The 24,437-nt window shown below is 39.4% G+C and carries 20 protein-coding genes; 9 read left to right on the top strand and 11 right to left on the bottom strand.

All coding sequences use genetic code 11. The annotated features are described in order from the left end of the window. Nucleotides 1–606 precede the first annotated feature (606 nt). Both C9J46_RS05710 and C9J46_RS05705 read left to right on the top strand, forming a co-directional pair. Nucleotides 607–1,521, top strand: coding sequence for a DUF808 domain-containing protein (locus C9J46_RS05710; RefSeq protein ID WP_107207356.1), 915 nt, complete (start codon nt 607–609; stop codon nt 1,519–1,521). A 190-nt stretch (nt 1,522–1,711) separates the two neighbouring features. Then, nucleotides 1,712–2,182: a glycine zipper 2TM domain-containing protein gene (locus C9J46_RS05705; protein ID WP_107207355.1), complete on the top strand. Its 471-nt coding sequence runs from the start codon at nt 1,712–1,714 to the stop codon at nt 2,180–2,182. Between the two features lie 345 nt (nt 2,183–2,527). Here C9J46_RS05705 and C9J46_RS05700 read toward each other — a convergent pair whose 3' ends face one another. The 3 genes from C9J46_RS05700 to maoP all read right to left on the bottom strand — a co-directional run bounded on the left by C9J46_RS05700 (nt 2,528) and on the right by maoP (nt 5,988). Further along, nucleotides 2,528–4,507 (bottom strand): flavohemoglobin expression-modulating QEGLA motif protein, encoded by a 1,980-nt coding sequence (locus C9J46_RS05700; protein WP_107207354.1) that lies wholly within the window; start codon nt 4,505–4,507, stop codon nt 2,528–2,530. Further along, nucleotides 4,494–5,519, bottom strand: coding sequence for a glutathione synthase (gene gshB / locus C9J46_RS05695; RefSeq protein ID WP_107207353.1), 1,026 nt, complete (start codon nt 5,517–5,519; stop codon nt 4,494–4,496). Before gshB ends, C9J46_RS05700 begins: the two co-directional genes overlap by 14 nt. 115 nt (nt 5,520–5,634) lie before the next feature. Next, complete coding sequence (gene maoP, locus C9J46_RS05690; RefSeq protein ID WP_107207352.1) at nt 5,635–5,988, bottom strand: DUF413 domain-containing protein; 354 nt, start codon at nt 5,986–5,988, stop codon at nt 5,635–5,637. Nucleotides 5,989–6,207: 219 nt separating this feature from the next. On the opposite strand from maoP, the gene hdfR reads away from it, so the two are divergent. Both hdfR and C9J46_RS21640 read left to right on the top strand, forming a co-directional pair. Then, on the top strand, nt 6,208–7,071 hold the full coding sequence (gene hdfR / locus C9J46_RS05685; RefSeq protein WP_107290648.1) for an HTH-type transcriptional regulator HdfR: 864 nt from the start codon (nt 6,208–6,210) through the stop codon (nt 7,069–7,071). A gap of 224 nt (nt 7,072–7,295) precedes the next feature. Beyond that, nucleotides 7,296–7,457 carry a hypothetical protein gene (locus tag C9J46_RS21640; protein ID WP_198038485.1) on the top strand — a complete coding sequence of 54 codons (162 nt, stop codon included), beginning with the start codon at nt 7,296–7,298 and terminating at the stop codon, nt 7,455–7,457. A gap of 90 nt (nt 7,458–7,547) precedes the next feature. Here C9J46_RS21640 and C9J46_RS05680 read toward each other — a convergent pair whose 3' ends face one another. Continuing rightward, nucleotides 7,548–7,994: an exoribonuclease R gene (locus tag C9J46_RS05680; RefSeq protein ID WP_107246486.1), complete on the bottom strand. Its 447-nt coding sequence runs from the start codon at nt 7,992–7,994 to the stop codon at nt 7,548–7,550. Between the two features lie 430 nt (nt 7,995–8,424). On the opposite strand from C9J46_RS05680, the gene mrcB reads away from it, so the two are divergent. Further along, entirely contained in the window at nt 8,425–10,770 is a 2,346-nt protein-coding gene (gene mrcB / locus C9J46_RS05675) for a penicillin-binding protein 1B (protein WP_107290647.1), read from the top strand. A gap of 111 nt (nt 10,771–10,881) precedes the next feature. On the opposite strand, the gene C9J46_RS05670 is transcribed toward mrcB, so the two are convergent. The 3 genes from C9J46_RS05670 to C9J46_RS21485 all read right to left on the bottom strand — a co-directional run bounded on the left by C9J46_RS05670 (nt 10,882) and on the right by C9J46_RS21485 (nt 14,236). Then, on the bottom strand, nt 10,882–11,934 hold the full coding sequence (locus tag C9J46_RS05670) for a succinylglutamate desuccinylase/aspartoacylase family protein (RefSeq protein WP_107207348.1): 1,053 nt from the start codon (nt 11,932–11,934) through the stop codon (nt 10,882–10,884). A 316-nt stretch (nt 11,935–12,250) separates the two neighbouring features. Then, on the bottom strand, nt 12,251–13,576 hold the full coding sequence (locus C9J46_RS05665; RefSeq protein ID WP_107207347.1) for a peptidoglycan DD-metalloendopeptidase family protein: 1,326 nt from the start codon (nt 13,574–13,576) through the stop codon (nt 12,251–12,253). Between the two features lie 354 nt (nt 13,577–13,930). Next, nucleotides 13,931–14,236, bottom strand: a complete 306-nt coding sequence (locus C9J46_RS21485) for a hypothetical protein (protein ID WP_146144065.1) — start codon at nt 14,234–14,236, stop codon at nt 13,931–13,933. A gap of 188 nt (nt 14,237–14,424) precedes the next feature. Between C9J46_RS21485 and C9J46_RS05660 the strand changes: the two genes are divergently transcribed. Beyond that, nucleotides 14,425–14,865: a bifunctional diaminohydroxyphosphoribosylaminopyrimidine deaminase/5-amino-6-(5-phosphoribosylamino)uracil reductase RibD gene (locus C9J46_RS05660; protein WP_107246481.1), complete on the top strand. Its 441-nt coding sequence runs from the start codon at nt 14,425–14,427 to the stop codon at nt 14,863–14,865. A 110-nt stretch (nt 14,866–14,975) separates the two neighbouring features. Here C9J46_RS05660 and C9J46_RS05655 read toward each other — a convergent pair whose 3' ends face one another. The 4 genes from C9J46_RS05655 to C9J46_RS05635 form a co-directional block, all read right to left on the bottom strand. Further along, nucleotides 14,976–15,290, bottom strand: a complete 315-nt coding sequence (locus C9J46_RS05655; protein ID WP_045083097.1) for a hypothetical protein — start codon at nt 15,288–15,290, stop codon at nt 14,976–14,978. A gap of 584 nt (nt 15,291–15,874) precedes the next feature. Next, nucleotides 15,875–17,869 (bottom strand): transketolase, encoded by a 1,995-nt coding sequence (gene tkt, locus C9J46_RS05645; RefSeq protein WP_107207344.1) that lies wholly within the window; start codon nt 17,867–17,869, stop codon nt 15,875–15,877. 77 nt (nt 17,870–17,946) lie between these two features. Continuing rightward, entirely contained in the window at nt 17,947–18,897 is a 951-nt protein-coding gene (gene tal / locus C9J46_RS05640; RefSeq protein ID WP_107207343.1) for a transaldolase, read from the bottom strand. 470 nt (nt 18,898–19,367) lie between these two features. Further along, complete coding sequence (locus C9J46_RS05635) at nt 19,368–19,937, bottom strand: outer membrane protein (protein WP_107207342.1); 570 nt, start codon at nt 19,935–19,937, stop codon at nt 19,368–19,370. A 501-nt stretch (nt 19,938–20,438) separates the two neighbouring features. Between C9J46_RS05635 and C9J46_RS05630 the strand changes: the two genes are divergently transcribed. The 3 genes from C9J46_RS05630 to C9J46_RS05620 are packed head-to-tail and all read left to right on the top strand — an operon-like array spanning nt 20,439 to nt 24,435. Then, nucleotides 20,439–22,103, top strand: a complete 1,665-nt coding sequence (locus tag C9J46_RS05630) for an ABC transporter substrate-binding protein (protein WP_233217705.1) — start codon at nt 20,439–20,441, stop codon at nt 22,101–22,103. A gap of 11 nt (nt 22,104–22,114) precedes the next feature. Continuing rightward, complete coding sequence (locus tag C9J46_RS05625; RefSeq protein ID WP_045148438.1) at nt 22,115–22,894, top strand: VWA domain-containing protein; 780 nt, start codon at nt 22,115–22,117, stop codon at nt 22,892–22,894. A 14-nt stretch (nt 22,895–22,908) separates the two neighbouring features. Beyond that, nucleotides 22,909–24,435, top strand: coding sequence for a phosphate ABC transporter substrate-binding/OmpA family protein (locus C9J46_RS05620; protein WP_107290646.1), 1,527 nt, complete (start codon nt 22,909–22,911; stop codon nt 24,433–24,435). Nucleotides 24,436–24,437: the final 2 nt, after the last annotated feature.

Here is a 24,437-nt window from a genome sequence, read left to right as displayed (position 1 = left end):
TAAAAGTCAGGATCTAAAGGTTACCTTAATAAAAAAGCAATCCACATCTAACAGTAGTGTGTTGCAATTAATTACACGTAACTGGGACTATCCGAATTCGTTTCATCATTACTATTAATGAACATACGTGTCGATCGTCTAGATTGGGGTGGTCTGATGCTGTTGGCTGCGTTGTCGCATACTTTATTTAGACAAGAAAATGCCTGTAGGTATAGTGCTGCGAATAATTTCATTGTCATTTCCGAACAGGTCGTGCTGCTACTAGCACGGTATGACATAACGTAAAGAGAGGAATTCCAATCTCAGTCTACACCTCAAACCAAAAAGAGGGTGCTTGGCGATTAGACAATTGAATGAGGCTAACTGCAATCAAAAAAGATTTATCGTTATGATAAGAAAGATTAGCCATTAGGCTTTATACCGACTTTAATTGAGAAGAGCGCTAAAGTGCGGTAAAAAAACACTGATTTTTATTTTTATTGTATAGGCAGTATAATGCTTAACTGTATGTTGAATGCAGTCAGTATTAACAGTTTAGTATTAACATCTTATTGTTAGTTTGTGTATTTAAGAGCAATGAGCTCTTAATGGAAGGAGTAGTAACCTGTGGCAGGTGCAAGTTTATTAACTTTGTTAGATGATATCGCGACCGTATTAGACGATGTTGCTGTAATGACAAAAGTAGCAGCACGAAAAACAGCGGGTGTGTTAGGCGATGATTTAGCATTGAATGCCCAACAGGTAACGGGGGTACGTGCTGAACGCGAAATTCCTGTTGTATGGGGTGTCGCAAAAGGCTCATTTAAAAATAAGCTGATCTTGGTTCCCGCAGCGTTATTGATCAGCGTAATAGCCCCATGGCTGATTCAACCAATGCTGTTATTAGGCGGTTTATTCTTATGCTTTGAAGGTGTTGAAAAAATCGTTGAGAAATTATTTCATTCAGAGGCAAACACGGAAGATAAAGTTGATGTGTTAGCGCAAAGTGATGTTGATATCGCAGAGTATGAAAAAGAGAAAATAAAAGGGGCTATTCGTACTGATTTTGTTCTTTCTGCTGAAATTATTGTGATTTCTTTAGGGGTTGTACAAGATCATCCATTTTTAACTCAAGCCATTGTTGTCAGCGTAATTGCCGCGGTTATGACGGCAGGTGTTTATGGCTTGGTTGCAGGTATTGTGAAGCTAGATGATGCGGGTTTATATCTTGTAAATCATAGCGAACAAGCGAGTTTGAAAAACCGTTTTGGCTCGCTATTGGTGAACATAGCACCTTATCTTATGAAGGCTCTGGCGTTTGTCGGCACAATTGCGATGTTTCTTGTCGGTGGCGGTATCGTTGTACATACATTGCCGCATTCCCATGAAATTGTGGAGAACATTGTACAAGCTGTCAATTTGCCTGGTTCAGCGTCTATTCTACCACCATTAATGAACGGTATTGTGGGTGTTATTGCGGGAGCCGCGGTGGTTGCTGTGGTGACGTTGATTAATAAAATTCGCGGTAAAAAAACACACTAGATTGAGTATTTTTTACCTTTTAAAAGAGAAACTAATTGTAAAGCTTTGCTTCTTCTTACGCGAATAAATTGTAACATATTGTTTTTATTAGTCCATTCAGTGTAAATACAGGATTTGTGAGCAAAATGTTAATTTAACGTCCAAACTTATATCGTTGTAATAGCAGATTGCTTTATTGACGGAGGTTATATTGAAAAAGTATACAGTAGCATCTTTATGTCTAGTCGCAGCACTTGGTGTATCAGGTTGTGCGCAAAATCCATATGGTAATGCTTATGATGTCGGTGAGGCACGCACAGTACAAAATGTATTAACCGGTACGATCATCAAATTAGATGCCGTAACCATGAGTGGTGGCGGTGAAAATATGATTGGTACTATTGCTGGTGGTGCCATTGGTGCCATTCTGGGTTCGAAAGTTGGTGGCGGTAGTGGTTCTGATATTGCGGCTATTGGCGGCGGTTTAGCTGGCGCAGCTTTAGGTAATAAAGCGGGTGATGCAATTAGTCAGCGCAATGGCGTTAATATCGTGATTAAACTTGATAGCGGTAGAACCATTGCGGTTGTGCAGGAAGTCGATCCAAATATGATTTTCCGTGTAGGCCAACGTGTTGATATTTATCAGCAGGGTAATACGACACGCGTTGTGCCTGGCAACTAATCGCTAAAAATGAAATGTTTATCAATTTGAAAGGCAGTCTATCAGGCTGCCTTTTTTATATGTTGTGAAATTATAGTTGGATAAATATTTATATCGCTTACACGAGAAATAGACGCTACGCATTCTACATCCCTGCTGTTATTACCGTGGTATAGGCCATTATCGCGGCTGTACTGATGCGTGGTAAGCCTAAAAACGACTGATTACCTAATGTTGGTGTTATTGATTTGTACGATTATCTGGGGTGATCGTAATTACATTACCAATGTAACGTTAATGCGTTAATAACGTATAAAAAAAGCGACCGATTAGTCGCTTTTTGTTTAGGGTTGATGTGCTTGTCGATTAACGAATCGAGTTAAGCATAAACTCCATCACTGGATCGATATCCGCATCTATCTCTAGTGCTTTAGGTAAGTAATCGGGTTGTTTTAAGATCCCGCGCTCGATGAGTTCATCAAGCAGGGGCTTAAATTCAAAGCCAGTCTTACCAATAAATAATGATGTTAAATCTTCATTCTTATACGCTTGAATCGCATCTTTTAAGCCACGAAGATATAAGAAATCTTTAGTGAAACCACCACCACGATACACACGTGCCGTTACGGTAAATGCTTCATCATTACTGATGCCATACTCATGTTTTAAACTATTAAAACAATCGTTAAAGCTATCACCATTGACCATCATCTCTACAGCGACAACACGCAACGCCAATGTTTTTAGGCGGTGTAGTGGGAAGCTACCTGATAAGTGCTCACAAAGAATCGCAAGGCCTTCTTGTGTATGCGTATTACCAGGTAAACCCAGTTGTAGGATCTTCAATGGTTGACGTTCAGCATTGACTGACGTGACTAAGTGCACTCCCAGTTCGTGATGAATTAACGCATCTAAATCACCTTGTGTAAAACGACTGTTTGGGTTCACCTTGATCGTTTTACCACTGACCATTGCACGTGCAATTAGCTGTTTAGAAGAAACGATTTTACAAGGAATGTCGTACTCTTGCGCCGCTTCTTTAAACGCTTCTATTGCTTCATTGGCTGTGATTGTGGCAGGTTGCTGCTCTTTGTATTCACAAGCATGAAGAATAAATTTTGCATTAGCAATATCACGTTCATCAGGCTGACCGTAGTAACGTAATGAATTATATAAGAACTCATCAGTACCAATACTACAAAGTAGATCAATACGTACCGCTAATTGGTCGATAACTTTGCGATACATTTTTTGTACGTCAGCATCACGGATACCTTCTACGGGTAGTCGGTAAAGTTGCTCACGGAACTTGTATGGGTCTAAATCAAGTTGGCGATAAGTGAACTGTGGCTGATAGCTATGCGGCTTACTTAAAAAGCGTCGCTTTTCTTGCTTAAGGTTCGTTGGGTTGATGTAGCTAAGCGTATTGATACCACGAGCAATACGATATAGCTGTCGATCCAGTTTGACTACTTCTTTGGATAAGTTCGAAGCAAGCAGATCATTACCTGTTAAACCTTTGGCTTTTGTGCGTTTAGTGATAGTGAAAGCAGCATGTTCCGTTATCACGGTTTTCATGGATTCTTTCAACTTTTCAATCACTAATGGATACGCTTCGCCGCCTTCCTCATTCATGAATACTTTTTTTACTTCAATCGGTAGGATTAATGTGTTTTTAAAGTTTTCTTTAATGAAAGTAGCTTGGTAACCCATGCCTTTAAAGACATCGTTTTCTAATGCTGTTACTTCAAGGTTAGGTAGCTCTATGCTATTTAAACCTTCAAGCATGGCATCAATCTCTTTCCGCCAACGACGACAGTTAATTTGCTTAGTACCGACATTGAATGTTGGTGTTTTCTCGTCAATACGTTGGTAGTTATATGAATGGATGTCATATAACAAACATAACCCAAATTCTTTTTCTAATGTTTCAATAAGACATTTAAGAATACGATAGTAGCGGTTATGTTTTTCATGTGTTTCCGCACGCTCTTCTACCGTTAATGGCTCAAGCCATACTTTTTTACCCCACGCATCGTCATAGATGCAATTGCTTGGGTCACGGTTAAGATCGTATTCGTAACGTGAATCTTCACCCTGAAGAATGATTGGCAGAGATGAAATAAAATCGCCAGTAAATGGATCTTCTTCAAAGTAGCGCTCTTCTTCTGTTAGCGCACATTTTTCTTTTAACTCGCCACGAAGGTTGTGTCCATGATGAATGGCTGTAGCAATATAAGGCTGATATTCGCTAACACGAATTATCAAGCTGCCATCATCAAGTTCCGCTTCAAAGGGAGTCAGGCTGCGGATTTTCTCCAGAACCTCTAACTCAGTATGCAGCATCAGCAATCACCTTTCGAAAATCATTTTTACGTGCAATGCCGACTTCTTTCGCCATTACTACGCTCTCAGCAAAATCCAGGACATTACGTTGAAGTTTCACACGGTTAAGACGATTGATACGGGTAATACCGCCAGGGCTTAATACATTTACTTCAACCAGTTTGCCGTTAATAACGTCTAGTCCAACAAAGAACAGGCCGTCGCGCACAAGCTTAGGGCCAATGTGTTTACATAGGTTAAGTTCTTGCTTTGTTAGTACGTGTTTTACTTCACGGCCACCGGCATGAATGTTTGAACGTACATCGCCTTCTGCTGGTACACGGCGCATTGCACCAATAGGTTCACCATTAAGCAGTAGAATGCGAACATCGCCTTGTTCTGCACCTTCAATGTAATCTTGTAAGATCACATAGTTTTCATCGTCACCAATGTAGAAATCAAGTAATGATTTAACGCTTGATTTTGCACTCTTTTCAACCAAGATAACGCCTTTACCACCGTAACCATTTAGTGGTTTTAGGATCATGCGATCTTGCGTTGATTCGTCTAATACACGCTCTAAGTATTCACGGTTCTTTGATACGTGTGTTGCTGGAATATATTCATGGTTTGGATCGGGTAGCGATGCTGTATATAGCTTGTTATTAGCCACACGCAGACCATCAATATCATTGATAATGAAAGTATGCTCACGCACAGAATCTAAGAAATTAAGTGCCATGGTATCTAGAGGTGGGTTAGCACGCATAAAAATAACATCAAAGCCCGCTAATGGTAGCTCGGCTTTGTTAAATTCAGCTTTGCGGTAAAAGCTTGGAATATTGTTTGATACATCACCTTTTTTTAATACGTTACAGAATGCAATAGCCATGCTGTCACGCATAGTTAAGTTACTTGGTGTTGTTATAGCAACCGTGTGACCGCGGCTTGCGGCTTCATGGATAAGACGTAGTGTGGAGTCGTTTTCGGCTTCAACTTTGTCCCACGGATACATAACAAAACAAATTTTCATAGCTCTACCAAGAAAGTGCCTGTTTTACAGGCTATTAAAAAGAAATAAGCCATCGCACGAGAGTGGGATGGCTTCATTGTTACTCGATAAACAGAGGTGAGCCCTCTGATAGTAATTAATAGTCTAAATCGCTATCACTACCACTATCGGCATCATCATCGTCGCCGTATACGCCATTGTTGGGACGTTGCGACACGCATAAGGTATAACTGCGTGCTTTATGAGTGGTGTGGTTCAGGTATTTTAACCAACACTTACCAAATTCAGACACTGCTGCTTGCTGACCTAACACTTCAGCAAGGAACTGAGTTTCAGACTCATCGATTGGTTGAGTAGTCCCTTCATGTAAGGCACGCATAATACGTCCGTAATTTTCTAAGACGCTGGCTTCACTAATTGTAAAAACCCCCGAGCGATTAAAGCCACGTGGGAAATTTTTATCGTCGTAAAATTTACCTTCACTTCTCATTCATAAAGTCCTTGATGTGATTTGCGGTGATATTTATCCAGACTTGGTGAGTTGTAAATCAAACATTTTTTATCGTTCTAATGAATTTTTTTAATGATTTGATACCATAAATCATCATATCGTTTAAGATCTAGATTAAGCTCTTGCTTATTAGATATATAATGCTTAAATAGCACGATAATCACGCAACTTATCCTTCTTATTCTTGAGAATTTCGCTGTGGATACAGAATTACTAAAAACATTTTTAGAAGTAACTAAGACTCGTCACTTTGGCCGTGCAGCTGATAATTTATATTTAACGCAGTCTGCCGTCAGCTTTCGTATTCGACAGCTTGAGTCTCAGCTAGGTAACCCGTTGTTTTCTCGTCAACGTGGTAATGTCCATCTAACTGCAGCTGGTGAGCGTTTACAGCCTTATGCTGAAGCTATTTTGCAAACATGGGGGCGTGCGAAGCAGGATGTTGCATTAACAGATAGCCTCAATACCCAATTAGCCATTGGTGCATCTCCTTTATTCTGGGAGTTTGATGGGATTTCTGATTGGATTAACCATATCTATGCCAATATGCCTGGGCTAGCATTACGCTTAGAGTCGGTTAAACGTGAAGGGATGGCAAAACGCTTGTTTGATCAGAGCATCGATCTCTTTATTACCAGCGAACCACCGAAAATTGAAAATCTCAATGTACGTAAAGTTCGAGATTACCAATTACAGTTAGTGACTAATAAAAGTAATTGTTGCTTACATGATACGCGTGATATTCCACTTGTCTTTTTAGATTGGGGCACACGATTTTCTGTTGAGCACAGTCGTATTGCTGAGCTTCAGCGTACACCAATTATGCATACACATTCTGTTAAAATGGCGCTTGATTATATTTTAGCGAATGCTGGAGTTGGTTATCTGCCATCGCCTGTTGTCGAAAGTGCTAAGAAAAGAGGCTTACTTCATGTGGTAAAAGACGCGCCAGTTATGGATCAAAGCTTATATTTAGTATGGCGAGAAGATAACGAAAAAGAGGACTTGATCAACGCTTTGGTCGAAGTTCCTTTTAAGAATGTGACCGAAAACAATGGATAAGTTTTTTTGCTGATAAGCAGTAAAATATCTTGTTGTACAGAGAGCGAGTTCCTGAATTAGTCTTAGAAAAAATACGAACTAAGCAATAAATCAAGTGGAAAACAAACAAGGCAGTTGTCACTGATTTTACAAAAAAGCGACGTATTTTTGTCACAATAGAGCATTAATATTGCCTGTGTTCTATTTATTAATTACTTACTCTGGATGTAGTTCAGGAATCGCAAATGGCTAAGTTAGACCAAAAGTTTCACAAGGGCAGCAAATCAAAATTCAACTCTGAATTTAATGATGATTTTCAAGATTTGAATCAATCTCGTAACAAAAAGAAACGTCGTATGACACGTTCACGTTTTGAGAGTCCGGAGTACAGCGATTTCGATTATTAATAGTATTTAGTATCGGCAATAAAAAATTTAAAAAAAGGCGTATCCTAAGGGTACGCCTTTTTATTTAGCGGTTAATCACGCAAGGGATGATTACTTTTCTTCGCTTAATGCTGCGTAACGATGAAGTAATTCTGTCAGTACACTTATCCAACCAAATGCGTTGTCAGGCGCATTGGCTAAAATCTTTTCAACTTCAGCACAGTGCTGCTCTAATGTGACAGCTTCCTCTAGCTGGAATGAGATAGCGTAAAAATGCCAAAGAATTAAGCGTGTCATACGTTCAATATTTTGCTTAGCGTTATCCGATTCTGAAAATGCTTCCTTAACTTCACCCAAAGCAACCGCTGTCATGCGTAGCATTGCATCAAATTGTGCTGACTTAAGGCGTTCTTCACTATCCACTTCTTCTTGTTCAAAAGTGAATATTTCCTGCATTACATCTTCCGGCACCATGCGGCTGATTACGCGTAAGCTAAATTCTTCAAGCTCATGGCGAGGCATTGTTAATAGGCAGTTTAAAGTATAATCACGTTGCATAGCTATCTCATGGTACCTGTGCCCGATCGGAATTGATCGCTGGCTTTCTTAAAGGCGTTATTGTGGATGATTTGCGAATAAATTGCGACCCAAAGCCGGATGAATTAACCGCTTATTACGCCACAAAGCATTTGTCATGCCTAATGATACGAAATCAAACGCTGTCTTTTGAGGATAGGTTAATCTCATTATTACAGAGATAGATGTTCAACGAACGCGCCATATAAAATAATGTTTTTTGCCAGCCTTGATAAAAAAATCATACAATATAGAACTGACACTAGGATGACATGATCATTGATAATTAGGATTATGTTTAGCCCAACTATATTGATTTTATATAAGGTAGTAATTTAACAGCCATCTTATTTATCTTATTGTTTGATAATTATTTTTTAGTAAAGTCGTAGTTGTTAAATTGGAAAAATGAATGACATCAAATAAACATCAGCCTGATAATCAACAGGATAAGCCACAGCCATCATCAACGCGTAAATTAATTAAGCGTAGTATTCTTACTGTTGCCATTATTGGTGGCTTGGGCATGGCTTATCTTGGGAATAACTTAAACAAAACCATCAGTGAGAAGTTTTCAGGTCAACTGTGGCAATTACCTTCGGTGGTTTATGCTCGCGAGCTTGCCCTTCAACCAGGAGCGCCAGTTAGCTATAACTCGTTAGTGAATGAGTTAAAAGTATTGGGTTATCAAAAGGTCGCGAAGCCTGATCAAAGTGGTGAATATAAAGCGAATGGCTGGTCTGTTGAATTTGTTCGTCGACCATTTAACTTTAAAGAGGGTGCAGAAGGTGCTCGTCATGTTGTTGTGACATTCAACAGCGAAGGGATCAGCCAAATCAAGGATCTTGATACAAATAAAGAGCTTGGTTTCCTTCATATTGATCCTAAAATGTTGGGCATGTTAGAAGCGAAAAATGACCAGCAACGAATTTATCTCCCTGAAGATAAAATGCCTAAGTTATTAGTCGAAGGTCTGATTGATACTGAAGATCGTCACTTTTATGAGCATGATGGTATTTCTTTAGTGGGTATTGCTCGTGCTTTTGTCGCTAATATCAAAGCTGGGCACACAGTTCAAGGTGGTAGTACGCTAACACAGCAACTTGCTAAAAATATGTTTTTATCGAGTGAGCGCAGTTTATGGCGTAAATTTAAAGAAGCCTATATGGCGATTATCATCGATTATAAATATGGTAAAGAAGAAGTACTTGATGCTTACATGAACCAAGTTTATCTCGCTCAATATGGTGGACGTGGTATTCATGGCTTTGCTTTGGCATCTCGTTATTACTTTGATCGCCCATTGTCGGAATTGCGTCCTGATCAATTAGCACTGTTAATTGGTTTGGTAAAAGGTCCGTCTTACTACAACCCTTGGCGCAACCCTGAGCGCGCGAAAGATCGTCGTAACGTGGTATTAAAAATCATGTTAGACAATAAATTGTTAACGGATAAAGAATATCAAGCAGCAATAAAATTACCGTTGGATGTTCAATCAAAAGGACAACTTGCGAAACGTCAGCCTGCGTACTTTGATCAACTTAAACGTGAGTTAGAGCAAAAAGTAGGTGATGCTTTTGAAGAAGGTAAAGGCTTACGTCTGTTTACTTCACTCGATCCTCAATCGCAAAAGTTGGCTGAAGAATCTGTCGAGAAAATGATCCCGTTAGTGGAAAAACGTTCGGGTAAAAACTTACAAACCGCGATGGTGATTGCTGACCGTACAACAGGTGAAATTCGCGCTATGATTGGAGGAAGTAACCCTAATTTCCCTGGTTATAATCGTGCAATAAATGCACAACGTCAAATTGGCTCGGTAGTGAAACCTTCTATTTACTTATCAGCATTAGAAGACCCAGAGCAGTACACGCTTGCAACTTCACTCAAAGATCAGCCTCTTTCTATTAAGATGCAAGATGGTGCGGTATGGAGTCCTCGAAACTATGATCGTAAATATCGTGGTGAAGTGCCTTTATTTGTGGCGTTAGCCAAATCGTACAATGTTCCGACGGTTAATCTAGGTATGGCTTTGGGGGTTGAAAAAGTCTCAAAAACATTAACAAAATTAGGGATTCCGTTTGAAGAGATCCCTCAAGTACCGTCGTTATTTTTAGGTTCGATCGCCTTGTCGCCATTAGAAGTTACTCAGATGTACCAAGCCATTGGTAATAATGGCTATTTATCGCCATTAACGGCATTAAATGCGGTGGTTGATGAAGATGGCAAAGTACTCTACCAAAATTGGCCTAAAGCTTCATCGGTAGTGCCAAGTCAGGCTGCATGGTTAACTATGTATGCACTGCAAGATACGGTAAAATTTGGTACCGCACATTCATTGAATAAATTGTTCCCAAATAGCCATTTGGCAGGTAAAACGGGCACGACAAACGATGGTAAAGACAGTTGGTATGTCGGTATCGATGGGCGTGAAGTGGTAACAGTATGGATGGGACGTGATGATAATAAAACTGCCCACCTAACGGGTGCGACAGGCGCATTGCGTTTATATACTGATTACATTCAGCATCGTAAACCTGAGCCATTAATCTTAACTCAACCTTCAGAATTGGAAGGAGAGAAATATACGGTAGCGGCGAACGGTACCTATATTGAAGATTGTTCAGGTACAACACGAATGCCTATTTGGGATCCGAATGGTGATCTTAAACAAAACTGTCAGGTACAAGCTGTGAAGCAACAAGCGAAAGAAGTGCAGAAAAAAGTCGAAGGCTTCTTTGATAAGTTGTTTGATTGGTAATGATATTTTTTGTTTTGCCATTATTGGCTTAATATAAAAATGAAAGGCTAAGTGTTCGCACTTAGCCTTTTTTATATCTGTATGTTTTACACTGAAGATCGAACTGCTAAATCAGTTTGTCATACCCCATTTTAGCTCATCATCTAATTCTTCGATGGCATCATCAAGGTAACTTTCCACTTGCTCTTCAACTAAGCCATCGGGCTCTTCAAAGAAAGCAATATGGAAAATAGCATCACCTTCGTTAACTAAAGGCAATGTTTGCTGGCCAATGACGATCCCACCTTGTGGCGCAATAACAGGTGCTTCACTGCTGCCAGCAGGATCGCTAATAGTGGCGATGACTTGATCTTTCGATACCTTCTCCCCCAAGGCCACATGGGATCGAAGCAAGCCATCATAGTCGGCACGAATCCAACGGGTCGCTTTTGGCACCATTGGTTCAATAACTTTTTTGCTACGGCTAGTGCGCAGCATATTTAGATGACGCATTACCTTTAATACGCCTTGAACGCCAGATCCTACTGCATGTGGATCAAGACGTAACGCCTCACCTGCCTCAAATGTGATCACGGGTATGTTAAATGCTTCAGCAGCTGCTCGTAATGAGCCCTCGCGCAGACTTGCGTCAACGACAACTGGCGAGCCAAATGCCATTGCCATCTCTTTAGCTAATGGATTTTCAAGGTTAGCTCTAATTTGAGGTAAGTTAGTACGGTAAATTGCAGCGGTATGTAGATCGATAACATGCGATGCACGACGAACCACTTGATTAAAATATTGGTAAGCCATGCGTCCTGCAATTGAGCCCCGTTCAGAGCCAGGGAAACAACGGTTCAAATCTCGACGATCGGGTAAGTAGCGAGATTTATGAATAAAGCCAAAAACGTTAACTACAGGTACCGCAATAATCGTTCCGTGAAGTTTGTTTAAATCTATTTTTTCAATAACTTGACGTACAACCTCAATACCATTTAATTCATCACCATGAATCGCCGCATTGATTAATAATACGGGACCTGGGTGTTTACCATGAAGAATATCAACAGAAACCGAAAGAGGTGAATGAGTATAAAGACGAGCAATTTCTAATTCACAATTAATGTGTTTACCCGCGTCAATCGATAAGCCGGCAAATTCAAAAGGTGGCGTTTTCTTAGCCATAGATACTTCCTGTATTCGGTAGTGTATATAAGAATAGAAAATTGTTGGATGCCGATAACACAAGGAGGTCAATCATGGCGCATACAATGGCAAAAGAATAAGCGTAAATTCATTTTATAAATAGATAACATTGTCACAAAAATAGTGATGTTTACCGAGTAAAATGTTTCTAAATGTATATTTGTTGTTATATTAAATTGTTATTATCGTAATAGATACTTGTTGCGAGGTGTTATGTTTGAGCTGAAATAAAAGCACTTCTATTTAAGAAGTGCTTTTCGTGTGTTTTATGATGATTGAACTAAAGCTTGGTGTATTATTTATTCACACTTGCGATTTGGTTTTTATCTTGTTCGACCGATTGTTTAATTAAGCTATTATATTTAGCGACCTCGCTTTCAAACTCTTTCTTTTCTTTACGAGGAACAGACGCTGCCAATGGAATTTTTGCGGTCATTGGATTTACTGCTTTTCCTCGAATTAAGAATTCATAGTGAATGTGTGGGCCTGTTACACGGCCTGTGCTTCCTGATAGCGCAATTTCTTGACCACGTTTAACATGTTGGCCTTTCTTAACCAAAATACGGCTGTTATGTAAGTAACGAGTGCTGTAGTTAGCACTGTGTTTAATGACGACATAACGTCCCGCATAAGGGTGGTTAGTCACTAACGTTACAACGCCATCACCTGTTGCGAGTACTGGTGTACCTGATGGTGTCGCAAAATCCACACCATTATGTGGTTGGCGACGGCCTGTAACTGGGTGAATACGGTTTGGGTTAAATGGCGAACTGATACGGAAATGCTTCGACGCCGGATAAGGGTAACGAAGGAATGCACGTTGTAAGCTATCACCATTTTGGTCATAAAAATTTCCATCAGTGTGTAAATAGGCTGAAATTAAACGTTTACCTGAATAAATGCGGATCGCTTGTAATTCACTATCATTGGTGGCTTGGTTTTTAATATATTTGCGTTTAGTGACAACTTCAAAGGTATCACCTGCTTTTAAGTCTTTATTAAAATTCATTTTATCTTTTAGTAAAGACATGATTTCTAGAGTCTCACTGTGTGATAACCCCGCTTTACGAGTTGATGCGCTAAAGCTGCCATGAATTGTTCCAGTCGCAACTGTTTCACGCCATACCCCAGGTAATGTGATCTCTTTTACATCGAAATCGCCATCTTTAGTACGAATGTAATCAATTCGCTGCGCTAAACTGAACTCAAGCTCTAATTTATTCAGCTGGTGATCACTTTCATTAATCCAAAAACGTAATATATCGCCGGGTTTTAACTTATCAATTTGAAGCGTGTTTAAATCGGCTTCCATAATCGATTGGACATTAGAATAGGGGATCGACAGTCGTGAAAAAATCTCACTTAAGGTATCGCCTTTTTTGATCTTATATTCATAACTCGGCGGTATGTCGACTGTCTTTTGCATTGCTTTTGGTGATAATGCAGGGAGAACAACTTCAGGTGTGGTTGAAATGGGTAGCTGTACTTCCGTCTGTTTATGAGGGGTTGATGTTGTATTAATAGATAAAACTGCAGCTACAGTAATGAGAGAAATACCTGCAAGGCTAATATAGCGAAAATTAATAAATTTGCTCAAGATTGTCGTTTTTAACGTAGACATAAATCTGGAATGCTCGTCAGTTTTTTATTTTTAGTGAGTGCAATCGGCACTAGCTTATTTTTGCGATGGAGTATAAAAACATAGCTTTTCTGAACCGTAAATGAACTAATGTTGTGATTAGTAATTCTACGGTGTATTTTTATTAAAAGTAGATAATATCTTACATAAGTTAGTTATTTTACAATGTTTTATATTTTTACTGTTTAAATGATAGACATTGTTCCGATGATTTATTGACAATTGTTATGGGCCTAAAACCATTCTTGTGTTGGTGTTGATATAATATTCGTTACGTTATTGACTAAAAGCCCAAGGCTGAACTGAATGATTCAAAACTTGGGCTGAAGAATGAGATTATTTATTTCTATGTTCTTCTCGATAGCGGTTGTTGCTTCGGCTTATACGGGTTTCTTCCCACCGGTTTCTTTCTAAATGCCCTTCCTTATGCCCTGTGGTTGATAAGTAATTATTGTTATTTATTGTCGTCAACACATGGCTTTGTTGTTGCTGATTGGAATTTAATTGTTGAGTATGGTCCAGATACTTAATCGTACTATCTGTGATCTGTTGGGTATATTGTGGAGAACTGGCGGTCATGGCAAAAGCTGATAACGAATGCAGTGTTAATGATAAGACTAGAGTCGTGATAACGCGTTTCATGGTTGTCTCTCTATATTAAGAAGGACACAGTAAACGATATTTCCTCTGAATTAAGCATGATGCAAGTATTCATATTTCATTCATAATTCAGTGACATTTTATTAAAAATAAATACGTTATTATTCACAAATGCTTTTTTTTATGATTCAGCATACACTAGATGTTTTATTCGAAGGTGTATTGAAACCATGAACCACGATTTTCAAGAACAAGCATTTATGATGCGTGCACTTTTATTATCTCATCAATCATTACCAGCCTGTCGCCCGAATCCTCCTGTTGGATGTGTATTAGTTAAAGATGGTGAGGTTGTGAGTGAAGGATTTACTCAGCCGCCAGGGCAACACCATGCTGAAGCGATGGCGCTAGCTAATTATGACGGTCCTTTTACGGATGTTACTGCTTATGTGACATTAGAACCGTGCTCATTCGTCGGACGTACCCCTTCTTGTGCACATACATTGGTTGAACGAGGTATTAAGAAAGTTGTTGTTGCAACGCTGGATCCAGACAGTCGCAATAGTGGTAAAGGTATCGCGGTTTTAAAAGAGGCGGGTATCGAGGTTGAAGTTGGGCTTTGTGAAAATGAAGTGTTAGATTTTATTGAGCCTTACTTAATTAGAAATTGATAACATAAATAGAAAAACCCAATTAATAAAAATAGACTTTCATTAATTGGGCTCTTAATCTTTTTATATTATTCTTATTTAAATAAGAACTTTATCTCAACTAAATAGGCTTATTTAGTTGATGTTTTGTGGTGTAAACGAGATGACTCTTTATGGTCATGCTCTTTAGTTTTATGATGACGATGCTCATCATGTTCATGACGATCGCCATGAGTTTGTTCTGGGTGCTTATGACCTACAGGATCACCACCATGTTGTGTATGTGGGTGACTTTTCTCATGATCACGCATTTCATGATGATCACGGTTATGTTTATGCTCAGCACCGTCATCGTAACGACGTTCCATTTTTTCATGCTCGAACTCAGCGCCATGTTGATGACCGCCTTGTGAACCTTTGTGCTCTTGACTATTAAAATGTGCCATAACTAAATCCTTTGATAAACAGCGTTAAAAATAAGTTGGTGTCTGTCTATGGATTTAAATTTACGCTTAATTTAAATATTGAACAATACACGTTTTTATAATCAAAAGTTTTGTTTTTGGTAATTGCTGATATAACGAAATAGGTCTATTAATTAAGGTTTATTCATTTTAAGTGTTAAATGTTCTACGTAAGAAATTAATTAATCTTTACATGTATAAACAAAAATAAAATTGTCAAAATATGCAACTTGACATAGGGTGATTAAATGTCTGAACAGAGCTTAAATTATGTTTTTTAACACCTATAAAGTCACATCACAATCAGTGTTATCTAATGAAGATAAGGTTAATTTAATCAATGACATACATGAACTAATAAGCCGGAGATTTGCTGGTAAAGGGATTAAATTAATTAAAGACTTATCAACTGAAGGGCACTTAAAGTTGCGTTTTGAAGTGAATGGGGAAGAGCTATTACAGCTTAATGTCTCTAATCAGTTGCTTTGAATATGTAACATTTAGTACATTTTATGAAAGTAAAAAGCCGAGCTTTAAAGCTCGGCTTTTTCATGATTATTAAGCGATTATGCTAATAATTCTTTTGCTGTTTCAACAATATTATCTGTTGTAAAGCCAAACATTTTAAATAGCTCTTCAGCTGGTGCTGATTCACCAAATGTTGTCATACCGATGATACGGCCATCGAAACCAACATACTTGTACCAGAAATCAGCAATACCAGCTTCAATAGCAATACGTGCTGTTACATCTGAAGGTAATACGCTTTCACGGTATGCGGCATCTTGCTTGTCAAATAGATCTGTTGCAGGCATAGAAACAAGGCGTACCTTACGACCTTCAGCCGTTAGTTGCGCGTAAGCTTCGGCTGCAATACCGACTTCTGAACCTGTTGCAATTAAAATTAGCTCAGGTTGACCTTCACAGTCTTTAAGGATGTAACCACCCTTAGCGATGTTAGCTACTTGTGCAGCATCACGATCTTGTTGTGTTAGGTTTTGACGAGAGAAGATTAGCGATGTTGGGCCATCTTTACGCTCGATTGCGTATTTCCAAGCCACTGCTGATTCAACTTGGTCACATGGACGCCATGTGCTCATGTTTGGTGTTAGGCGTAGAGAAGCAATCTGCTCTACAGGTTGGTGTGTAGGACCATCTTCACCTAAACCGATGGAATCGTGCGTGTAAACTTGAATGTTCTGAATTTTCATCAGTGCAGCCATACGCATTGCATTACGTGCATATTCCATAAACATTAGGAATGTTGCACCGTAAGGAACAAAACCACCGTGTAGTGCCATACCATTGATGATTGCAGTCATACCAAATTCACGTACACCGTAGTGAATGTAGTTACCAGAAGCATCTGTTGGAGTGATTGACTTAGAGCCAGACCACATGGTTAGGTTTGATGGTGCAAGGTCTGCAGAACCGCCCATGAATTCAGGTAAAATTTTACCGAATGCTTCAAGTGCGTTTTGTGATGCTTTACGAGAAGCAATATTTGCAGGGTTTGCTTGAAGATCTGCAATAACTTCCGATGTCACTTGTTCCCAGTTTGCTGGTAGCTCGCCGTTCATACGACGTTTGAATTCAGCAGCTAATTCAGGGTAAGCAGCAGCGTATGCGGCAAACTTCTCATCCCATGCAGCTTCTTTCACTTTACCTGCTTCTTTCGCATCCCATTCAGCATAGATTTCTGCTGGGATTTCAAATGCGCCGTAAGTCCAACCTAGGAATTCACGTGCTGCTTTAATTTCATCAGCGCCTAGTGGAGCACCGTGACAGTCGTGAGAGCCAGATTTGTTTGGAGAACCAAAACCAATGATTGTTTTGCAACAAATAAGTGTTGGCTTACCTGTTTCAGCTTTAGCTGCTTCAATTGCTGCATTAATTGCTGCTGCATCATGACCATCAACAGCAGGGATGACATGCCAGCCGTAAGATTCAAAACGCTCTGGCGTATTATCAGTGAACCAACCTTCAACGTGACCATCGATAGAAATACCGTTGTCATCCCAGAATGCGATCAGTTTACCAAGACCTAATGTACCTGCTAGTGAACATGCTTCGTGAGAAACACCTTCCATTAGACAGCCATCGCCAAGGAAAGAGTATGTGTAGTGATCAACAACGTCATGACCTTCACGGTTAAATTGTGCAGCCATTGCTTTTTCAGCAAGTGCCATACCAACCGCATTAGTAATACCTTGGCCTAAAGGACCTGTTGTTGTTTCAACACCTGGCGCGTAACCGTATTCTGGGTGACCCGGTGTTTTAGAGTGAAGTTGACGGAAATTCTTCAGATCATCGATAGAAAGATCGTAACCTGTAAGGTGAAGTAGCGAATAGATAAGCATTGAACCGTGGCCGTTTGATAATACAAAACGGTCGCGATCAGCCCACTGTGGGTTTTGTGGGTTGTGATTCATGTGACCACGCCAAAGTACTTCAGCGATATCTGCCATACCCATAGGTGCGCCAGGGTGACCAGAATTTGCTTGTTGTACACCATCCATGCTTAGAGCACGAATCGCATTCGCTAACATTTTATGTTCCATAGTGTTTCCACCAAATATATGAGATTTAAACTTAAGAAAGCGGCAAAGGCCGCTTTCTGGAATACTTAATTAAGCGATTAAAGACGCTCTGCAATCATAGCTTCAAGTTTACCTTGGTCAATTGCGAAGTTACGGATACCTTCCGCTAGTTTCTCAACGGCCATTGGATCTTGATTATGTTCCCATAGGAACTCAGCATGTGTCATTGCTGCCGGACGATCTTTCAGATCAGTTGTTGCTTTTAGTTTCTCAACAACCTCACCTTGTGCTTCTTCTAGTTCTTGAAGAAGTTGTGGACTAATCGTTAAACGGTCACAACCTGCTAGTTCAAGAATTTCACCAGTATTACGGAAGCTTGCGCCCATAACTACGGTATTGTAACCGTGTTCTTTGTAGTAGTTATAGATATTCGTTACAGAAATCACACCTGGATCTTCTTGTGGTGCAAAATCACGACCTTCTTTCGCTTTGTACCAGTCCATAATACGACCAACGAATGGCGAAATAAGGAATACGCCAGCTTCAGCACAAGCACGAGCCTGCGCAAAAGAGAATAGAAGCGTTAGGTTACAGTTGATACCTTCTTTTTCTAGGATTTCCGCTGCACGGATACCTTCCCAAGTAGAAGCTAGTTTGATTAGGATACGATCGTTGCTGATACCAGCATCGTTGTACATTTTGATAAGTTGACGTGCTTTAGTAACACTGCCTTCTGTATCGTAAGAAAGGCGCGCATCAACTTCAGTTGAAATACGACCTGGTACAACGTTAAGAATTTCTTTACCAATGTTTACTGCAAGCATGTCGCAAGTATCTTGTACTTGTTGTGCTTTATCATCACCTTGCGCTTTTGCGTAAGCGATAGAAGCATCTATAAGTGGTGCGTATTCAGCGATTTGGGCCGCTTTTAAGATCAAAGATGGGTTAGTTGTCGCGTCTTCTGGTTGGTATTTTTTTATGTCTTTAATATCGCCAGTATCTGCTACAACAGTAGTTAGTGCGCGTAGTTGTTCTAATTTTGTGCTCATATCTATTGACCTTATCTATAGGGCTCATGCCATGCCAGCCACTATTTATAACGTGAAATGCTGTCATGCTCAAAAGAATTTATTACTTATTCTTAACCTGTTCATACAAAGCCATTTACACACACTGTGAGCGAATGGTTTATGTAAGAGCATTTGATAAATCGATAATTGACTTTTTCCGTGTTTTTGTCAATTCAAAATGCGAATAAATCCTGTTTGGATCCCAATAAAAGTGGGGCTAATTTAAGTTAGCCGCGAGATATTGCTCCCGACTACGATTACTTTAGTTTTTAATGCTGATCATATGATCTTTAAGTTGAGCATGTGCTCATTCTTGAGAAGGTAAACGAATAAAAATTCTACAAAAACAAATAGGGTAAAAACATCTAACGTGTTCTAAAGCGATAATAAAAAAGCCATTAACACTGAGTTAATGGCTTTTTTTACTTAGAGATGATCAAAAAACGACATTAGAAATTGTAGTTAACACCGACATAATACATCGTTGTTTCTGAATCGATGTTTAAATCTTTATCATTGTCCGCTTTTTCAAGATCTGTTGATAAGTAGTCAATTCCTGCACGAAGATCGATATGTTCAGCAACGGCAAAGTTAACACCCGCACCCGCAGTCCAGCCAAAACCATCAACATCAATATCGTGACGGTTCATATTGCCGATGCCATCGTAATCGCCATCCACAGCAACGTAAGCAACACCAGCTTTCGCAAATAGGGATAACTGATCATTAATTGGCATCATTACGCGAGGAGTCAGAGTTGCGTAACCTTTTTTAATGTTATCTTGTTCGCCAGTTTGGCCTAATGTTGCTTCTAGACCAAGATTTTCAGTGAAGTTGTAACCACCGTATAAGCCGTATGCAACTACATTTTCGTCGTAGTTATGTTCCCAATGGTCAGCTTTAAGATCCGTTGTTGCATTACCAAGGCTTGCACCTACGTATGGACCTGTCTGATCGGCAAGTGCTACGCCAGATGCTGTTGTAAGAACAAGTGCTAATGGTAATAGAATCTTTTTCATCATAATTTCCTTTATGTTTTTATTGGTTTTTCAAGAGTTAATACTCTAACTCTTGAGTGTCACTAACTGCTGATGGGGAGAATATGATGCATTCACAAGCTAAATGTCATGGAATTGAAAGGTGTTTTATTGCGAGGGTTGATTTGACTTTGAGTTAACAATTTACGGACATGACTCAAACAAAACGTACACCGATTGCATTGGTAGTGAATGAATGACATTAAAATACATATTTATAAGCAAGTTTTATTGCTTTTGGTGAATGAGTATTCAATGCGCGTTATCTAGAAAAACTGAAAGTCAAAAAATAGTTTATATAATTACTATGAATTCAATCGCAAATTGACATATGTTTCGTGCTACAAACCTGACGCGTATTTTTTATCCGGTATGGTACCTATTACTCAAAAAAGCGTAGTTACGTTTTTGACTGTTGTAATGGGGGAAAAAATGGGATTGATGATCAGATATTTTCGGTATTGGCTTTTTTTGTTGGCTGTAATGATTTCAACGTTTGCTGCAGCAAAACCCCAATATATAAATCCAATACCACTTGCCCAACTTATTAATACGCCAGTTTCAAAAGTTAATGAACAGACTTTTGAACTGCCAGTGATTACTTGGGGCGCAGATATTAATACGATTTATGCGAATGGTAGCCAATCGATCACCTCAAGTAATTCTCTTTTTTCTAGTTATGGACTGAAATTTAGATTAAGTCGAAATGATAAATTTTCAGATCAGCTCACGAATTACTTATCAGGAAAAACGCCATACCTTCGCGGAACATTAGGGATGGTTAATGCTGCTTCTGATTTACTTGTCAGCAACCCTTCTGTTACCCCTATTATTATTCATCAATTATCTTGGTCATCAGGTGGTGATGCTTTAGTTGTTAAACCAACTATTCGTACCGTGGCAGATTTAAAAGGTAAGACGATTGCGCTTCAAGCGTATGGTCCGCATGTGGATTATATGGGAGCTGTATTAAAAGATGCAGGATTAACACCTGATGATGTCACCATTAAATGGTTGCCCGATCTTACTGGAACGAATAATAGCCCAGCCAGTGCGCTATATGAAAATGATGTCGATGCTGTATTTGTAATTCTACCTGATGCGTTAGCACTGACATCGGGGGGAGCTGTAGGTACTGGATCTGAAGATTCGGTTAAAGGCGCGAAGATATTAATGTCAACTAAAACGGCTAACCGAGTGATAGCGGATGTTTATGCGGTGCGAGCGGATTATTTTAATAGCCATCGCAGTGACGTAATGAATTTTGTAAAAGCGTTAAATAGCGCAACAGATGAAGTGAAGGTTTTGTTTAATAATGCGAACGCTCAAAACGCAAAATTGACACCGTTATTGTCTTATTCTGCTGATCTGTTGCTTGATTCTCCCGATGCAATAGAAGATATAAAAGGGCTTTATGCTGACGCAGAGCATTTAGATATTAACGCTAATAAGCAATTGTTTAGTGACATGGCGTACCCAAGAAATATTACGAAAGTCAGTAAAGAAATCCAAACGACGTTAAAGCGACTCGGTTTAACGTCAGCTTCCTCACTTCCTCAATTAGCAAATTGGGATTTTACCCAATTAGGTGCTGATATTGAGTTTAATAATAAATCACGTTTTAACAGTGAGCGTGTCGCTTCAGTGGTTGCAAAGAAACAGCAACAGAATTCATTGGCAGATGGCGAACTGTTTTCTTTTGAAGTCGCTTTTCAGCCTAACCAAAACAACTTTAATTCGTCGCTATATCAAACAGAGTTTAAGCGTGTAATTGAATTGGCCTCTACTTATGGTGGTGCGGTGATCACTGTTGAAGGTCACAGTGATCCTTTGAAATATTTACGCTCTAAGAAAAAAGGCGAAACCGGTGTGGTGTTAAACCGCATTAAACAATCCAACCGCAATATCAGCTTATCGCGTGCGCAAAGCGTTAAACAAAGCGTATTAACATACGCTACCGATCAAGGCATTGCTTTAGATGCGAGTCAGTTTGCTTTAGTTGGTCATGGTTTTGGTAATCCAAAAACAGGGATGTGTGGCAATGAACCTTGTGCTCCTGCAACTGAATCTGAGTGGCGATCAAATATGCGTGTCGTCTTTCGTATTATTCAGTTAGAAGCTGAATCTGATGTATTCCAACCTTTATAAGTGGGCATGATATGAGATTTATAATTTATTCTTGCTGCCTTATTGCTTTTGCTGTGGTGTTTTTTAAACCGAGCTCTGGGGTTAACTCGACAGGATCAAAAGACAGTAGTGCACAGATAAAAAAAACAGATGCATCAAGTGGATATGGATTTGACGCATTAAAAAATGATTGGCCAGCATTAAATAATGATAATGCACTCGTTTCCGATAATTGGCTGGCGACTAACTACCTACTAATTTTTGATGGTAGCGGTTCGATGGATAATACTAATTGTGGTAATGGGCAAAAGAAAATTGTCGCGGCAAAGCAAGCAATACAAACTTTTATTAACGATATTCCTAATTCAGCCAATGTCGGGTTATATGTTTTTGATAATAAAGATGCGTCATTGCGTGTACCACTTGGCAATAATAATCGAGCGACATTAAAACAAGCGATTTATGACGTAACAGCTGGTGGTGCAACACCATTAAAAAGCTCTCTAGATTCGAGCTACGCAGCATTAGAGCGTCAAGCCAGTAAACAATTGGGTTATGGGGAATATAACGTTGTGATTGTTACCGATGGTGATGCAAGCCAGGGAGAAAACCCACAACCTGCGATTAATCGTATCTACCGTGACTCACCCGTTACCATTCATACCATAGGCTTTTGCATTGGTGAGCAACATGCGCTTAATGCAAAAGGGATCACCTATTACCAATCGGCTAATAACCCAGAAAAACTGTTAGCAGGGCTAAAAAATGTATTAGCAGAATCTGCAGAGTTTGATGTCGCTAGTTTTAATTAAGAAAAAGGTCATATATGCAAAAGCATAGTAAGTTTGCTCTTTTTATTTTAGTGCTAGGGGTAATGGGTTTAATTAGCTATAAGTTTTTACAGCCCCATATTGATGATCATGTTTATGCTGATACATCGGATGCGCGTAATACCAAAGGTGTAATAAAAATAGGGATGGATAACTGGGTTGGCTATTACCCACTATGCTCTAAAGAAATGCGACGATTATTACGCAATGAAGGTTATCGTTTATCTTGTATTGATGATGGTGCTAATTACTCCCAACGTATGGAAGGTATAGCTAACGGTGAATTAGATTTTGCCGTTGCAAGTGTGGATGCTTATATTACATCTGGTAAAGTATACCGTTACCCAGCCAGTATCGTAGCTGTCATTGATGAGTCACATGGTGGCGATGCTATTGTCGCGAATACCGATGTTGTTACGTCGATTAATGATTTGAAAACGAATAAATCCTTATCGATTGGTTACACTCATGATTCACCCAGTGAACACTTACTGAGCGCGATATCTTCTCATTTCGATCTTAATCTTTTTAAATCTAACAATGTTAAACGAGTTGCGACTGCTGGCTCAAGCGATGCGTTATCACAATTAATCGAAGGCAAATTAGATGTTGCTGTATTGTGGGAGCCTGACGTGTCAACCGCGCTTGCCGAAGGTAATTTTGAAACCATTATTAGTACTGATGATACGAAAAACTTAATTGTTGATGTACTTCTTGCCAATAAAACCGTGATTAAAAATAAGCCTGAAATACTTGATCGCGTATTAGCAACCTATTTTAAGGTACTTAAATATTATCGTGATAATCCTAATGTATTAGTTCAAGAGCTCGAAAGTATTACAGACTTACCGAATACTCAAGTTAAGCAGTTGCTTAACGGTGTACGATGGATAGGGCTCAACGACAACGTCTCTGCTTGGTTTAGTCAATCCCAGTTACTACTCGATACCATCGATAGCACTATTACAATTATCAATGATACATCAGCAACGCCACAACAGTGGTTACCCAATAATGATCCTTATAGGATAATACATTCCCCTCCTATTCAAACTGTACAACAAACACTTAATGATATTGCTTTAAATGAACCATCACACAGGCCAGTTAGCCAAGTATTTGCTGCATTAAGTGCAAAGCAATGGGCACATATGAGTGAAATAGGCACGTTGAAAACCCGTCCAGTTATTTTCTCTAGTGGTAGCGAGCGACTGACACCAAACGGTCAGCAGCAACTTAATCTTACTGCTGAAAGTTTATCGCATTACCCGAATTTTCGAATTCTAGTTGAAGGTCATACGGGTCTACGTGGTGATAAAGTGTTAAATATCGAGTTATCAGCCAAACGCGCAAAGGCAGTAAAAAGCTATTTAGTTAATCAACTCGGCTTTGAAGCCAGTCGTATTCATGCTGTTGGTAAAGGAAGTGATGAACCATTAATTCAATTAAGTGGGGAAAGTCAGCGCCGTTATGCCAATAGATTAATGCGCGTTGAAATTGCGTTGATGAGTGAAACTTATTAAAA

Source organism: Photobacterium sp. GB-36 (genome assembly GCF_003026135.1).
Taxonomy (GTDB): domain Bacteria; phylum Pseudomonadota; class Gammaproteobacteria; order Enterobacterales; family Vibrionaceae; genus Photobacterium.
This window is presented reverse-complemented; position numbering and strand designations above follow the sequence as displayed.

What these genes read in the sequence shown, in the direction of transcription:
- C9J46_RS05700 (WP_107207354.1), bottom strand. Translation starts at nt 4,507, where the DNA reads ATGCTGCATACTGAGTTAGAGGTTCTGGAGAAAATCCGCAGCCTGACT.
- gshB (WP_107207353.1), bottom strand. Translation starts at nt 5,519, where the DNA reads ATGAAAATTTGTTTTGTTATGTATCCGTGGGACAAAGTTGAAGCCGAA.
- maoP (WP_107207352.1), bottom strand. Translation starts at nt 5,988, where the DNA reads ATGAGAAGTGAAGGTAAATTTTACGACGATAAAAATTTCCCACGTGGC.
- C9J46_RS21640 (WP_198038485.1), top strand. Translation starts at nt 7,296, where the DNA reads ATGGCTAAGTTAGACCAAAAGTTTCACAAGGGCAGCAAATCAAAATTC.
- C9J46_RS05680 (WP_107246486.1), bottom strand. Translation starts at nt 7,994, where the DNA reads ATGCAACGTGATTATACTTTAAACTGCCTATTAACAATGCCTCGCCAT.
- mrcB (WP_107290647.1), top strand. Translation starts at nt 8,425, where the DNA reads ATGACATCAAATAAACATCAGCCTGATAATCAACAGGATAAGCCACAG.
- C9J46_RS05670 (WP_107207348.1), bottom strand. Translation starts at nt 11,934, where the DNA reads ATGGCTAAGAAAACGCCACCTTTTGAATTTGCCGGCTTATCGATTGAC.
- C9J46_RS05665 (WP_107207347.1), bottom strand. Translation starts at nt 13,576, where the DNA reads ATGTCTACGTTAAAAACGACAATCTTGAGCAAATTTATTAATTTTCGC.
- C9J46_RS21485 (WP_146144065.1), bottom strand. Translation starts at nt 14,236, where the DNA reads ATGAAACGCGTTATCACGACTCTAGTCTTATCATTAACACTGCATTCG.
- C9J46_RS05660 (WP_107246481.1), top strand. Translation starts at nt 14,425, where the DNA reads ATGAACCACGATTTTCAAGAACAAGCATTTATGATGCGTGCACTTTTA.
- C9J46_RS05655 (WP_045083097.1), bottom strand. Translation starts at nt 15,290, where the DNA reads ATGGCACATTTTAATAGTCAAGAGCACAAAGGTTCACAAGGCGGTCAT.
- tkt (WP_107207344.1), bottom strand. Translation starts at nt 17,869, where the DNA reads ATGGAACATAAAATGTTAGCGAATGCGATTCGTGCTCTAAGCATGGAT.
- tal (WP_107207343.1), bottom strand. Translation starts at nt 18,897, where the DNA reads ATGAGCACAAAATTAGAACAACTACGCGCACTAACTACTGTTGTAGCA.
- C9J46_RS05635 (WP_107207342.1), bottom strand. Translation starts at nt 19,937, where the DNA reads ATGAAAAAGATTCTATTACCATTAGCACTTGTTCTTACAACAGCATCT.
- C9J46_RS05630 (WP_233217705.1), top strand. Translation starts at nt 20,439, where the DNA reads ATGATTTCAACGTTTGCTGCAGCAAAACCCCAATATATAAATCCAATA.
- C9J46_RS05625 (WP_045148438.1), top strand. Translation starts at nt 22,115, where the DNA reads ATGAGATTTATAATTTATTCTTGCTGCCTTATTGCTTTTGCTGTGGTG.
- C9J46_RS05620 (WP_107290646.1), top strand. Translation starts at nt 22,909, where the DNA reads ATGCAAAAGCATAGTAAGTTTGCTCTTTTTATTTTAGTGCTAGGGGTA.